Origin of the sequence: Lichenibacterium ramalinae (assembly GCF_004137085.1) — a bacterium.
In the GTDB taxonomy this organism is placed as follows: Bacteria; Pseudomonadota; Alphaproteobacteria; order Rhizobiales; family Beijerinckiaceae; genus Lichenihabitans; species Lichenihabitans ramalinae.
Genome location: NZ_QYBC01000016.1, coordinates 1 through 13,874, shown reverse-complemented (window position 1 = coordinate 13,874; position 13,874 = coordinate 1). Strand labels below are relative to the sequence as shown.

Sequence of the window (13,874 nt, the reverse complement as noted above, 5' to 3'; positions counted from 1 at the left end):
TCAACAACGCGCCCGCAGCAATCAATACTGCGGCGCAGCATGATCGAAACTGATCGAACTTGTTGACGGGATCGGGGAAAGCGGCCTAGGTTCGGTGTCGGAGGAAACGATGCACGAGCGCGAACGCCACCGCATCATCTTGGATCTGCTGAGCGCCCGGGCCGTCGGCACGGTGGCGGATTTCGCCCGGGCGACGGGCGGGTCGGAGGCCACGGTGCGGCGCGACCTCGCGGCGCTCGCCGGGCAGGGGCGGTTGCGCAAGCTGCGCGGCGGCGCGGAAGCGCTCCAGCCGCCGAACCTCGTGGCGCTCGGCACGCCCGCGGGCGCGGCCGGCGCGGTGCCGAACCTCCTCGAGAAGCGCGCCATCGCGCGGGCCGCCGTGGCGCTCTGCGCCGAGGGCGACGCCATCATCGTCAACGGCGGCACCACCACGTTCCAGATGGTCCACGCCATGGACCGGCTGAAGCTGCAGGTGCTGACCAATTCCTTCTCGGTGGCCGAGCACCTGCTGCGCCATTCGGCCTGCACGGTGTTCCTGCCGTCGGGCTCCGTCTACCGCGAGCAGAACATCATCCTGAGCCCCTTCGAGGACGACGGGACCGTGCATTTCCGCGCGCGGCGCATGTTCATGGGGGCGCAGGGCGTCTCGGCGCTCGGCATCATGGAGCGGGACGCGCTCATCATCTCGTCCGAGCAGCGGCTGATGCGCCAGGCGGACGAGCTCGTGCTCCTGGTCGATTCGAGCAAGTTCCGCGCCCAGTCCTCGATGATCCTGGCGCCGCTCGCCCGCGCCACCCGCATCGTCACCGACCATCGCATCGCCGACGAGGACCGCCGCATGGTGGCGGCCGCCGGGATCGACCTCATCGTCGCCGACCCGCTGCGGGGGCGCGATCACAACCCATCAGCCTCGATCGCCTGACCGCGCCGGAGAGCGCGGCGGCGACCGAGGACGGACCAACGAACGGGAGGATACCATGACGCTTTTGAGAACCCTGGCGCTGTCGACGGCGCTGGCCGGCGCGATGCTGGCCACGGCCGCGCAGGCGGCCGACATCCGCATCGCCCTCGTGGCGAAATCGCTCGGCAACGGCTTCTTCGAGGCCGCCGACAAGGGGGCCGAGGAGGCCGCCAAGGCGATCGGCGGCGTGAAGATCGTCTACACGGGCCCCACCAGCACCACCGCCGAGGGCCAGATCGAGGTCATCAATGCGCTGATCTCGCAGAAGGTCGACGCCATCGCGATCTCGGCCAACGACAAGGACGCCGTCGCGCCGGCCCTCAAGAAGGCCATGGGCCGGGGCATCAAGGTCATCTCCTGGGATTCCGCCGTCGCCGCCGAGGGGCGGATGCTGCACCTCAACCCCTCGTCCAACGAACTCATCGGCAATATGCTGGACAAGCTCGCCACCGACGCCCTGCCGGGCGGCAAGGGCAAGGTCGCCATCCTGTCGGCCACCGCCACCTCGACGAACCAGAACACCTGGATCGGCGAGATGAAGAAGGCCCTGCCGAAGTATCCCGGCCTCGACATCGTGGCGACCGTCTACGGCGACGACCTGTCGGACAAGAGCTACCGCGAAACCCAGGGCCTGCTGCAGACCCACCCCGACGTGAAGGTGATCGTGGCGCCCACCTCCGTCGGCATCGTGGCGGCGGCCCAGGCCGTGAAGGACGCCGGCAAGATCGGCCAGGTCTTCGTCACCGGCCTCGGTCTGCCCTCCGAGATGGCGGGGGCGGTGCATTCCGGCGCCACCAAGAACTTCGCCATCTGGAACCCGATCGACCTCGGCTATTCGGCCGCCTATCTCGCCTACGACCTCGTCAAGGGCGCCAAGGCCGAGCCCGGCGCCGCACTCCCCATGGGGCGGATGGGGCAGCTGAAGCTCGACGCCGGCACCGAGGGCGCCATGGCGGACCCCTTCGTCTACGACAGCTCCAACGTCGACACCTTCGCCAAGGTGTTCTGACGCGCTCGACGCCGCGCCCTTCTCCCCTCGCGGGAGAAGGTGGCCCTGCATGGCGGGGCCGGATGACGGGACCGTCGCGCCCCATCCCCTCATCCGCCCTGCCGGGCACCTTCTCCCGCCATGCGGGAGAAGGACAGCGCACCCATCCCGGGAGTCTCGCGCCCTTGTCCTCCGTCCTGAAGTTCGTCCCGCCGGCCCCGCCCGGCGCCGCCGCCGCGGCTCGGCTTCCGGCGCCGCTGCTCGAACTGCGCGGCATCTGCAAGCATTTCCCCGGCGTCAAGGCGCTCGACGGGGTGGAACTGGCGCTGCGGCCCGGCCGCGTCACCGCGCTGGTCGGCGAGAACGGCGCCGGCAAGTCGACGCTGGTCAAGATCCTCACCGGCATCTACCGCCCCGACGCCGGCGAGATCCTCATCGGGGGCGAGCGGATCGCCTTCGCCGGGCCCGAGGCCGCCCAGGCGGCCCGCATCACCGCCATCCACCAGGAAACCGTGCTGTTCGACGAGCTGACGGTGGCGGAGAACATCTATCTCGGCCACGCGCCGCGCACCCGGTTCGGCCTCGTCGACTGGCCCGCCATCCGGGCGCGCTCGGCCGCGCTGCTCTACGGCATCGACGCGCCGATCCGGCCCTCGACGCGGCTGAAGGACCTGTCGATCGCCCAGCGCCACCTCGTCGCCATCGCCCGCGCCCTGTCGGTCGACAGCGAGATCGTCATCATGGACGAGCCCACCGCGGCCCTGTCCCACAAGGAGGTCGAGGACCTGTTCCGTGTGGTGGAGCGGCTGAAGGGGCAGGGCAAGGCCATCCTGTTCATCTCCCACAAGTTCGAGGAGCTCGACCGCGTCGCCGACGACTATGCCGTGTTCCGCGACGGCCGCACCGTCGGGGCGGGGCGGATGGAGGACGTCGACCATGCCACGCTGGTGCGCATGATGGTGGGCCGCAGCGTCGACCAGGTCTTCCCCAAGGGGAAGTCCGACATCGGCGACGAGGTGCTGGCGGTGTCGGGCTATTCGCACCCGACCGAGTTCGACGACATCTCCTTCACGCTGCGCCGCGGCGAGATCCTCGGCGTCTACGGCCTCGTGGGCGCGGGCCGCTCCGAACTCTGCCAGTCGCTCTTCGGCGTCACCGCGCCCTCGCGCGGCACCGTCGCGCTCGACGGGCGGGCGCTCCGCATCCGCTCCACCGCCGACGCCATCCGGGCCGGCCTCGTCTACGTGCCGGAGGAGCGCGGCCGCCACGGCGCCGTGCTGGCCATGCCGATCGTCGAGAACGCGACGCTCGGATGCCTCGGCGCCGTGTCGCGCCGCGGCTTCATCCGGGCCGCCGAGGAATTCGCGCTGGCCCGCCATTATGCCGAGCGCTTCGACCTGCGCGCCGCCTCCCTGTCGCAGCCCGTCGGCACGCTGTCGGGCGGCAACCAGCAGAAGGTCGTCATCGGCAAGTGGCTCGCCACCCGGCCGAAAGTCATCGTCCTCGACGAGCCCACCAAGGGCATCGACATCGGCTCCAAGGCCGCCGTCCACGGCCTCGTCGCCGACCTCGCCCGCCAGGGCCTCGCCGTGCTGATGGTGTCGTCCGAACTGCCCGAGATCCTCGGCATGGCGGACCGCGTGATGGTGATGCGGGAGGGCCGCATGGCCGGCACCTTCGACCGGCACGGCCTCACCCCCGAGACCCTGGTGGCGGCCGCCACCGGCAACCTCGGAGCCGTCGCTTGAGCGCCGTCGGCCCCGCCGCCGCCCCGGACGGCCTCGACCTCCGGAGCCTCCTCGCCCGGCGCGAACTCCTGCTCGTCGCCGCCATCGCGCTGCTGCTCGCCGCCGTGGCGGCGCGCTTTCCGGGCTTCGTCCGGCCGGCGAGCCTCGGCAACACCTTCAACGACACCGCCATCCTGATCGTCATGGCGCTCGGGCAGGCGGCCGTCATCCTGACGCGCTCCGTCGACCTGTCGGTCGCCGCCAATGTCGCGCTGACCGGCATGGCGGTGGCGCTGCTCGACGTGCACCACCCGGAGCTGCCGCTGGCGCTGCTGCTGGCGGTGGCGCTGGGCCTCGGCCTCGCGCTCGGCGCCATCAACGGCCTCCTGGTGTGGAAGGTCGGCATCCCGCCCATCGTGGTGACGCTCGGCACCCTCACGGTCTTCCGCGGCCTCGCCTTCGTGCTGTCCGGCGGCGCCTGGATCAACAGCTTCCAGATGACGCCGGGCTTCCTCGCGGTGCCGCGCACCGAGGTGCTCGGCCTGCCGCTGCTGAGCTGGACGGCGCTGCTCGCCGTCGGGGTGGCGGGCCTCGTCTTCGGCCGCACGCCCGTCGGCCGGGCCTGGTACGCGGTCGGCGGCAACCCGACGGCCGCCGTCTATGCCGGGCTCGACCCCGGCCGCGCCCGCTTCCTCGCCTTCTGCTTCTCGGGCGCGCTGGCGGGGCTGTGCGGCTATCTCTGGGTCGCCCGCTACGCCGTGGCCTACGTGGACGTCGCCTCGGGCTTCGAGCTCGACGTCATCGCGGCCTGCGTCATCGGCGGCGTGTCGATCGCCGGCGGCATCGGCTCGGTCGCCGGCGTCGTGCTGGGGGCGCTGTTCCTCGGCATCATCAAGAACGCCCTGCCGGTCGTGAACGTGTCGCCCTTCGCCCAGATGGCCATCTCGGGCGCCGTCATCATCGCGGCCGTGGCGCTCAACGCCCGCGCCGAGCGCAAGCGCGGCCGGGTGATCCTGCGGCCCCATCGCGGAGCCACGCCATGACGCTCGAGGCCGCCTCGCCGGCGCGCGCCGCGCCCGAAGGCGCGGGCCCCCGCACCATCCCCGACCGGCTGGTGCCGCCCTGGCGGCGCTTCGCGGCGAGCTGGGAAGCCATGCTGCTCGGCGTGGCGGCGACGGTCTTCCTCATCGATGCCCTGGCCTCGCCCTATTTCCTCGACCTGTGGAACCTCAGCGACGCCACCTTCAACTTCACCGAGAAGGCCATCATCGCGCTCGCCATGGCCTTCGTCGTCATGGCGGGCGAGATCGACCTGTCGGTCGGCGGCACCGTGGCGCTCGCCTCCACGGCCATGGGGGCGGCCGCGGCGGCCGGGGCCGGGACGCCCGTGCTGGTCCTGGTCGGGCTCGGCGTCGGCGCCGCCTGCGGGCTCTTCAACGGCCTCCTCGTGGCGCGGCTCGGCCTCCCCTCCATCATGGCGACGGTCGGCACCATGAGCCTCTACCGCGGGCTCAGCTACGTCGCGCTCGGCGACGGCGTCTACAAGGACTATCCGGCCGGCCTCGCCTGGTTCGGCCAGGGCTACGTGTGGCAGATGCTGTCCTTCGAATTCGCCAGCTTCCTCGTCCTCGCCGTGGCGGCCGGCGTGGTGCTGCACCGCACCACCTTCGGCCGGGCGGTGCGGGCCATCGGCAACAACGCCTTCGCGGCGCGGTTCTCGGGGCTGCGGGTCGAGCGCATCAAGCTGCTGCTCTTCGTGGCGACCGGCCTCGCGGCGGGCCTCGCCGCCGTGATGCTGACGGGGCGGCTCGGCTCGACGCGCCCCTCCATCGCGCTCGGCTGGGAACTCGACGTCGTCACCGTCGTGGTGCTGGGCGGCATCGACATCCAGGGCGGCTCCGGCACGGTGCCGGGCGTCGTCATCGCCGCCATCGTGCTGGGCCTCGTCACCTACGGGCTTGGCCTCCTCAACGTGCCCGGCATCATCATGTCGATCGTCGTGGGCCTGATGCTGATCGGCACGATCGCGCTGCCGATCCTCGTCAGGCGCGCCCTGGCCCGCCGGAGGACCGCATGACCGCCGTCGGCCCCTTCGACACCGCCACCCACGAGAAACACGCCTTCGCCATGCGGCTCCACCCGGGCCGCGCCGACGATTACCGGCGCCGCCACGACGCCCTGTGGCCCGAACTCGCCCGGCTGCTGCGCGAGGCCGGCGTCGCCGATTATTCCATCCACCTCGATCCCGCCTCCCACACGCTCTTCGCCGTGCTGTGGCGGCGGCGCGACCACGCCATGGCGTCGCTGCACGACCACCCGGTGATGCGCCGCTGGTGGGCCCATATGGCGGACCTGATGGAGACCGAGCCGTCGGGCGCGCCCACCGTGCTGCCGCTCGAACCCCTGTTCCACCTGCCATGACGGCGCCGGGCAAGCCGGCGCAGGATACCGGGTCGCTACCGGGCAAGCCGGCGCTGGGGGCCATGACGGCGCCGGGCAAGCCGGCGCAGGATACCGGGCCGCTATCGGGCAAGCCGGCCCGGCAGGTCCGCACCGTCGCGGTGCTCGACGTCGGCAAGACCAACGTCAAGCTGGTGCTGGTCGACGCCGCGCTGGGGCACGAGGTTTGGAGCCGGGTCCTGCCGAACCGCGTCCGGCCGGACGGGCCCTATCCCCATGCCGACACCGAGGCCATCGCGGCCTTCCTGGTCGACGGCCTCGCCGACGTCGCCGGGGAGGTCGACGCCCTGTCGATCACCACCCACGGCGCCACGGGCGCCCTCATCGCCGGCGACGGCCTCGCCCTGCCGGTGCTCGACTACGAGCACGACGGGCCCGACGCCATGGCGACCGCCTACGACGCCCTGCGCCCCGCCTTCGCCGAAAGCTTCTCGCCCCGCCTGCCGGGCGGGCTGAACCTCGGCGCCCAGCTCGCCTGGCAGGCGCGGACCTTCCCCGAGGCCTTCGCCCGGGCCGAAAGCTTCGTCACCTATCCGCAATATTGGGCCTGGCGCCTCACCGGCGTCGCCGCCACCGAGCCGACCTCGCTCGGCTGCCACACCGACCTGTGGGCGCCGGCGCGCGACGGCTTCTCCGCGCTGCCGGCGCGGGCCGGCTGGCGCGGCCTCATGGCGCCGGTCCGCCCGGCCTTCGACGTGCTCGGCCCGCTGCGGCCCGAGATCGCGGACCGCATCGGCCTCGGCCGCCCGCTGCCGGTCGCCTGCGGCATCCACGATTCCAACGCCTCGCTGCTGCCCCACCTCGACGGCGGGTCGGCGCCGCGCAGCATCGTGTCGACCGGCACCTGGGTGGTGTGCTTCGCGGTCGGCGGCTCCCTGGCGCGCCTGGAGGCCGGCCGCGACACGCTGGCCAACGTCGACGCCTACCGCCGGCCCGTGCCCTCGGCGCGCTTCATGGGCGGCCGGGAGTTCGACCGCGTCACGGGCGGCACCGCGGCGGTGCCGGACGGCGCGGCCCTCGCCGCCGTGCTGGCGGGCGGCATCATGGCGCTGCCGACCTTTGCCCCCGGCAGCGGCCCGTTCCCGGACCGGGCCGGCCGCTGGACCGCCGACCCCGCGGCCCTGACGCCCGCCGAGCGGACCGCCGCCGCCAGCCTCTACGCGGCCCTGATGACGGCGACCTGCCTCGACCTGCTCGGTGCCGCCGGGCCTTCCGTGGTGGAAGGGCCCTTCGCCGCCAATACGCTGTTCTGCGAGGCTTTGGCGGTGCTGACGGGGCGGCCGGTGGGGGCCTCGGCCGGCGGCACCGGGACGAGCGTCGGCGCGGCCGGGCTCGTGGCGCCGGTCAGGGCGGCGGCGCCCAGGCCCGTCGCGCCGCGGCCGGGGCTCTTCCCGGACCTGCACGCCTATGCGGCCCGGTGGCGCGCCGCGGTGGCGTCGGGTCGGTGACGGCCAGGGCCGCGGCACGACCGAGGATCTTGCCCCCCGATCGATAGTTGGCTAACGATCTATCTTTCCGGATCGGAACCGCCATGCCCACCCAGGACCTCCAGGCCTATTGCCTCGATCTGCTCCGCTCGGCCCGCGAGTGGCGCCGGCTCGCCGACGGCGTGGTGCGGCCGCACGGCATGTCGGAATCCACCGCGCTGCCGCTGGTCCTCATCGCGCGCCGCGGCGGCTGCAAGCAGAACGAGATCGCCGAGGCGCTGGGCATCGAGGCCGCCTCCCTGGTGCGGGCGCTCGACCAGCTCTGCGCGGCGGGCTTCCTGCGCCGCGACCCCGACGGGGCGGACCGGCGCGTGCGGCGCCTCAACCTGACGGCCGAGGGCCGCGCCCTGGCCGACCGGCTCAGCGCCGAACTCGACGCGCTGCGGGCCTCCGTCTTCGCCGGCCTCGACCCCGCCGACATGGCGGCGAGCCGGCGCGTCTTCGCCCGCATCGCCGACCGTGCGGCGGCTCATGACGTGGTGGCGGACCGGCCCTCGGCCGAGGCCCGCCCGTGACGCTGCCGAAGCTGGGCGACTGGATCTACGCGGCCAAGACCTTCGCGGCCGCCATGCTGGCGCTCTACCTCGGCTTCGCCCTGTCGGTGCCGCGCCCCTACTGGGCCATGGCCACCGTCTACATCTGCTCGAACCCGCTGGCCGGCGCCACGCGATCCAAGGCGGCCTTCCGCCTGCTCGGCACGCTCATCGGCGCCACCGCCGCCGTGGTGCTGGTGCCGAACCTCGCCGCGTCCCCGGAACTGCTCACCCTGGCGCTCGCCCTCTGGGTCGGGCTCTGCGTCTACCTCGCCCTGCTCGACCGCAGCCCGCGCGCCTACGTGTTCCTGCTCGGCGGCTACACGGCGGCCCTCATCGGGTTTCCGGCCGTGGGCGACCCCTCCGGCATCTTCGACGTGGCGGTGGCGCGGTCCGAGGCGATCGGGCTCGGCATCGTGTGTTCGAGCCTCGTCTCGACCCTGGTGCTGCCCCGCACCGTCGGCGACACCCTCGCGGCGCGCGTCGATGCCTGGATCGGCGCCGGCGCCCGCCTCGGCCGCGACGCGCTCGACGGGCGCGCGTCGGGCGGCGCCGCGGTCGAGGCCGACCTCGCGCGCCTCGCCGGCGACCTCGCCGAGATCGACATGCTGTCGACCCACCTCGCCTACGACACGTCGGGCCTGCGCGAGCGCGCCGCCGCGCTCGGCGCCCTGCGGCTGCGCATGGCCATGATGCTGCCGGTGCTGTCCTCCCTGGCCGACCGGATGGGCGAGTTGCGCGACGTCGCGCCGTCCCCGGCCGTCGCGGCCGCGATCTCCGGCCTGCGCGATTGGATCAGCCCCGCCGCCCCCTCGACGGCGCCCGCCGACATCGCCCGCGACACGGCCGCGGCGGCGGCGCTGCGCGCGCGCTTCGCGGCGGCGGCCCCGCGGCTCGACGCCGCCGCGGGCTGGCACGACATGCTGGTGGCGAGCCTGCTGATGCGCCTTCGGGACACGCTCGACCTCGCCGAGGCCTCGCGCGCGCTGCGCCGCACCATCGCCACCGGCCGCGGCGCGTCGGACGCGGTGCCGCCGCCCGCCGTGGCGGTCGCGTCGGCCCGCCACGTCGACCGGCTGATGCCGCTGCTGTCGGCGGTCGGCGTCGCCGTGGCGGTGCTGCTGAACACCGGCTTCTGGGTCGCCACCGGCTGGCCGGACGGGGCCTCGGCCCCCATGATGGCCGCCACCGCCATGGCGCTCTTCGCCAACCGCGACGATCCCACGCCCGCGCTGGTGGAGTTCACCGTGTGGTCGGCCGTGGCCATCGCCGTGATGGGCGTCTATCTCTTCGCCATCCTGCCGCTGGCCTCGAACTTCGAGATGGTGGCGCTGGCGCTGGCCCCGGCCTTCCTGGTCTTCGGCGTCATGATGGCGGTGCCGGCCACCGCCGGGAAGGGCCTCGTGGTGGCCTTCAACGGCGCCACGCTGCTGGCACTGCAGGGCAGCTACGCGGCCGATTTCACGGCCTACGCCAATACCGGCGTCGCCTTCATGGTGGGCCTGTCGTCGGCGGCGGTGCTGACGGCGGTGCTGCGGGCCGTCGGGGCCGCCGTCACGCTCGGTCGCCTGGGGCGCGCCGACGGCCGGACGCTGGCCGAAGCCGCACGCGGGCGCGGGCGGGGCGACCGCGCCCGCGTGGCCGGCCTGATGCTCGACCGGCTGAGCCTCGCGGCCCCGCGCCTCGCCGCCCTGCCGGCCGGGGAGGGGGCGGCGATCCGCCGGGCCCTCGCGGCCCCGCGCATCGGGCTCAACATCGTCGACCTGCGCGGCGCCCGCCACGGCCTCGCCGCGGGGCCGCGCGCCGCCGTCGACCGGCTGCTCGACCGCTTGGCGCGCCATGTGTCCCGCACCGCCCTGGCGCCCGACCCGGCCCTGCTGGCGGAGCTCGACGCCGCGCTCGGCGCCGTGGTGGGCGACGCCCCTGTCGGAGCCTCCCCCGCCGGCGAGGTCGCGGCGGCGAGCGGGGCGGCGAGCCAGGCCGTGCTGGGCCTCGTCGGCCTGCGGCGCGCGCTGTTCCCGGCGGCGCCGCCCTATGCCGCGGCAGCCCTCGCCGCGCCGTTCCGGGAGGCCGCCGCATGACTCACGAGATCGACCTCTACGGGGTCTTCGTGCCGGACCTGCTCGTCTGGGGCCTCGTGGCCTACGGGCTCGCCGTGCTGCTGCGGCGCGTCTTCGGCCGGATCGGGTTCTACCGCGTCGTGTGGCACCGCGCGCTGTTCGACGCCGCCCTCTACGTCATCCTCCTCGGCGGCACCGCCGCCGTCGCCCGCGGGCTCCTGCCGTGACTCTCCTGCCGTGATTCTCCTGCCATGAACGTCCTGCCATGACCGCTCTCCTCGCCCTCCTCGGCCGCATGGCCGTCACTGTCGCGGCGGTGCTCGCCGCCGCCGTGGTCGGCGGCCACCTCTGGACCTATTACATGGAGGCGCCCTGGACGCGCGACGGCCGCGTGCGGGCCGACGTCGTCGAGGTGGCGCCCGACGTGTCCGGCCTCGTCAGCGAGGTCGCGGTGCGGGACAACCAGCCGGTGCGGCAGGGCGACCTCCTGTTCCGCATCGACCGCGACCGCTTCATGCTGGCGCTGCGCGAGGCCGACGCCAACCTGGCGAGCCGCAGGGCCGCGCTCGACCTCGCGACCGCCAACGCCGGCCGCTACGGCCAGCTCACCGACGCCGTCGTCACCAAGGAGAAGCGCGAGGAGATCGCGGCCGCCCAGCAGCAGGCCCAGGCCGCCACCGACCAGGCCCTGGCCGACCGCGACCTCGCCCGGCTCAACCTCGCCCGCTCCGACGTGCGCGCCTCCGTCACCGGCACTATCACCAACATGGACCTGCGGCCCGGCACCTATGTGGCGGCCGGCCACGGCACCATGGCGCTGGTGGACGCGGCCTCGCTCCATGTCGACGGCTATTTCGAGGAAACCAAGCTGCCGCGCATCCGGATGGGCGACCCCGTGCGGGTCAGGCTCATGGGCGAGGACCGCGACATCGCGGGCCGGGTCGAGAGCATCGCGGGCGGCATCGAGGACCGGGAGCGCGGCGCTTCAGCGAGCCTGCTCGCCAACATCAACCCGAGCTTCACCTGGGTGCGGCTCGCCCAGCGCGTGCCGGTGCGGATCGCGCTGGACCGTGTCCCCGACGGGGTGGCGCTGATCCCGGGCCGCACCGCCACCGTGGAGGTGGAACAGCTGCCGGAGCGGCAAGCCTCGCGCTGAGCGGCCGTTCCGAACCCGTGACGACATCGGGCCTGTGCCGGGACGCCCCGGGATACCATCGAGAGACGTTTCTCGGGGTTTCGGGGAGACCGGCACCGGCCCTCAGTTCTCGGCGTGCTTCTCGGGCGTGGTGGCGACGGCGTTGGGGGCGCCGGCCATCAGCGTGTCGATGCGGTCGCGCTCGCGCTTGAAGTCGGCCAGCACCTTGCCGTCCATCTCGCGGGTCCTGGCGAGCTTGACCCGCATCGGGTCGACGAAATGGCCGTTGACGATGACCTCGTAATGCAGGTGCGGGCCGGTCGCGAGGCCGGTCTGGCCGAGGTATCCCACCACCTGGCCCTGGCGCACCCGCACGCCGTCGGCGATGCCGCGCGCGAAGCCCGTCATGTGCGAATAGGTCGTGATGTAGCCGTTGGCGTGCTGGATCTCGACGTGGTTGCCGTAGCTCGACGAATGCTCGGCCTTGAGCACCGTGCCGGACCCCGCCGCCAGGATCGGCGTGCCGATCGGCGCCGCCCAGTCGACCCCGGTGTGGGGGCGCGAATAGCCGAGGATCGGGTGGAAGCGCAGCCCGAAGCCCGAGGTCATCTGGGCGTTGGGCACCGGGGAGCGCATGAGGAACTTGCGCACCGAGCGCCCGTTCTCGTCGTAGAAGTCGACGGCATTGTCGTCCGGCGTGACGAAGCGGTAGTAGCGGAACGTCTCGTTGCGCACCGTGATGGAGGCGTAGAGCAGGTCGGACCGGCCGCCGTCGTCGTCGCCGTCGCTGTAGAAGGCGTCGAAGCTGTCGCCGCCGGCGACCGAGCGCTGGAAATCGACGTCGTTGCCGAACACCCGGACCAGCGTGTCGATGAGGGGCTTGGGCATGTCCTGCTTCAGCGCCGTCTCGTAGAGGCTGTCGTAGAGCCGGAACCCGCCCTCCTCGCTGGCGGCGGCGGGCGCGCGCTTGGGCGCCTCGGCATTGGCGACCTTGACGTAGTCGCCCGTGTCGGCGAGCGCGATCGTGGTCTCGAGCGCCTCGTCGGCATAGACCGAGATCCGGGCGATCTGGCGCTGCCGGCTGTCGTCGAGCCGCGCGAACATGAGGCGGATGCGGCGCCCGTCCGCCACCGGCGCCTCGCCGCGCTTCGGCGCGAAGGCGGCGTCGATGGAGCGGATCTGGTCGCGCGTCGCGCCGTTGTTGCGCAGGAGGTCGTCGAAGCTGTCGCCGTGGCGGAACACGATCAGCCGTTCAGCGGCGTCGCGGTCGCGGGTCGAGTCCGAGCGCGGCACCGTGGTGACGTTCTCCGCCACCATGTGGACCTCGATCGACGAGAAGGGCGCGGCGGGGAACTGCGGGTCGGCGAAGCCGAGCCCGTTCCCCGGCAGGGCGCCGGCGCGGCTGGTGCGCATCAGCAGCATCTGCGGCACCAGGGGGGTGCGGTTCGGCTGGGCCAGGCTGCGGGCGGATTCGGCCACCTGGGCCTGGATCTCGTCGGTCGACAGGAAGCCGCCGAAGCGCCCGGGCTCGATGTTCGACAGGTCCCGGGTCGTGAAGGTGACGTCGGCATCGGCCAGCGCCGGCCCTGGGTCGGGCGGGGGCGCTTCGGCGGGGTTGGCGTCTTGCGCCATGAGCTTCAACGGGTTGAACTCGGGCACGTCGTCGTCGTTGCCCGTCGAGGCGAGCGCCAGCGTGGTGGCAACGTGGGTGAAGCCGCGCATGCGGATGATCTGCTTGTCGCCGATCTTCACGGCGACCGGCGTCTTGAAGCTTTGTTTCTCGGCCACGATGTCGGCGGAGCGGATCAGCCGGTCGCCCTTGACGAGGCCGGTGTCGGGCGCCTTGGCGCTGCGCGCCGGCGTGACGAGTTCGGGCGCCTGGGCGACGGTGGACTGGCCGTCCATGGCGACAAAGACCGTGGTGCCGATGAGGCCCGAGCCGGCGATGCCGGTGAGGACCACGGCCGACAGCCAGCGGACCGACACGTTGCGCCGGTCCTGCGCCAGCAGGGGGCGGCCCGCGATCTGGATCGGAGGTTCGACGCCGATGTCGACGAGGCCGGCCCCCCGATGGTCCGCGCTGGCGATGGCCCCCAACCTGTCAGCTCCCCTGCCTCGGTCCGCATTCACGACGGCCCGACACAGCCTCTGTTTCATGGCGCAAGTGCGGCGTCCACCCGGAACCGTCCTGCGCTGCCCTTCTCCCGCTTGGCGGCAGAAGCCGGCACCGTCGTGCGCTGCCCTTCTCCCGTTTTCGGGAGAAGGTGGCCCCGCGCAGCGGGGTCGGATGAGGGGACGGGGGCAGGGCAGGGGGAGTCCTGCGATTCCCATGGCGATTGCCGGGGCAGGGGAGTGGGCTGGAGGCGTTCCGACGGTCGCCCTCCGATTTTTGCACTTTTGTGAATTTCGGCGTTGACGGGCTTGGTTGGTGGGTTCTATAAACCGCTCATCGACGGCGGCGCTGCTGAGGCGGCCCGCGGGTTTCGACGCTTCCGAGCTTCGGTTTGGTGGTCATCGCCCGGC

Annotated in this window: 12 protein-coding genes; 11 read left to right on the top strand and 1 reads right to left on the bottom strand. The window is 73.0% G+C overall.

Annotated elements, in window-relative coordinates:
* Window positions 1–109: 109 nt before the first annotated feature.
* The 11 genes from D3272_RS18160 to D3272_RS18105 all read left to right on the top strand — a co-directional run bounded on the left by D3272_RS18160 (window position 110) and on the right by D3272_RS18105 (window position 11,372).
* Window positions 110–922, top strand: a complete 813-nt coding sequence (locus D3272_RS18160; protein WP_129220633.1) for a DeoR/GlpR family DNA-binding transcription regulator — start codon at window positions 110–112, stop codon at window positions 920–922.
* A gap of 55 nt (window positions 923–977) precedes the next feature.
* Entirely contained in the window at window positions 978–1,970 is a 993-nt protein-coding gene (rhaS, locus tag D3272_RS18155; RefSeq protein WP_129220632.1) for a rhamnose ABC transporter substrate-binding protein, read from the top strand.
* A gap of 62 nt (window positions 1,971–2,032) precedes the next feature.
* On the top strand, window positions 2,033–3,697 hold the full coding sequence (locus tag D3272_RS18150) for a sugar ABC transporter ATP-binding protein (protein WP_129220631.1): 1,665 nt from the start codon (window positions 2,033–2,035) through the stop codon (window positions 3,695–3,697).
* The gene (locus D3272_RS18145; RefSeq protein ID WP_129220630.1) at window positions 3,694–4,719 is read left to right on the top strand and encodes an ABC transporter permease; all 1,026 of its coding nucleotides are present in this window, start codon (window positions 3,694–3,696) and stop codon (window positions 4,717–4,719) included. The genes D3272_RS18150 and D3272_RS18145 overlap by 4 nt, the downstream gene beginning before the upstream one ends.
* On the top strand, window positions 4,716–5,753 hold the full coding sequence (locus D3272_RS18140) for an ABC transporter permease (protein ID WP_129220629.1): 1,038 nt from the start codon (window positions 4,716–4,718) through the stop codon (window positions 5,751–5,753). Before D3272_RS18145 ends, D3272_RS18140 begins: the two co-directional genes overlap by 4 nt.
* Entirely contained in the window at window positions 5,750–6,097 is a 348-nt protein-coding gene (locus D3272_RS18135; protein WP_129220628.1) for an L-rhamnose mutarotase, read from the top strand. Before D3272_RS18140 ends, D3272_RS18135 begins: the two co-directional genes overlap by 4 nt.
* Window positions 6,094–7,584: an FGGY-family carbohydrate kinase gene (locus tag D3272_RS18125; RefSeq protein WP_245496660.1), complete on the top strand. Its 1,491-nt coding sequence runs from the start codon at window positions 6,094–6,096 to the stop codon at window positions 7,582–7,584. Before D3272_RS18135 ends, D3272_RS18125 begins: the two co-directional genes overlap by 4 nt.
* A gap of 83 nt (window positions 7,585–7,667) precedes the next feature.
* Window positions 7,668–8,138 (top strand): MarR family winged helix-turn-helix transcriptional regulator, encoded by a 471-nt coding sequence (locus D3272_RS18120; RefSeq protein ID WP_129220627.1) that lies wholly within the window; start codon window positions 7,668–7,670, stop codon window positions 8,136–8,138.
* On the top strand, window positions 8,135–10,237 hold the full coding sequence (locus D3272_RS18115; RefSeq protein WP_281010970.1) for an FUSC family protein: 2,103 nt from the start codon (window positions 8,135–8,137) through the stop codon (window positions 10,235–10,237). The genes D3272_RS18120 and D3272_RS18115 overlap by 4 nt, the downstream gene beginning before the upstream one ends.
* Window positions 10,234–10,443, top strand: a complete 210-nt coding sequence (locus D3272_RS18110; RefSeq protein ID WP_129220626.1) for a DUF1656 domain-containing protein — start codon at window positions 10,234–10,236, stop codon at window positions 10,441–10,443. The genes D3272_RS18115 and D3272_RS18110 overlap by 4 nt, the downstream gene beginning before the upstream one ends.
* 38 nt (window positions 10,444–10,481) lie before the next feature.
* A complete protein-coding gene (locus D3272_RS18105; RefSeq protein ID WP_129220625.1) occupies window positions 10,482–11,372 on the top strand; it encodes an efflux RND transporter periplasmic adaptor subunit in 891 nt (296 codons plus the stop codon).
* Window positions 11,373–11,474: 102 nt separating this feature from the next.
* Here D3272_RS18105 and D3272_RS18100 read toward each other — a convergent pair whose 3' ends face one another.
* Window positions 11,475–13,448 (bottom strand): peptidoglycan DD-metalloendopeptidase family protein, encoded by a 1,974-nt coding sequence (locus tag D3272_RS18100; protein ID WP_342634191.1) that lies wholly within the window; start codon window positions 13,446–13,448, stop codon window positions 11,475–11,477.
* Window positions 13,449–13,874 lie beyond the last annotated feature (426 nt).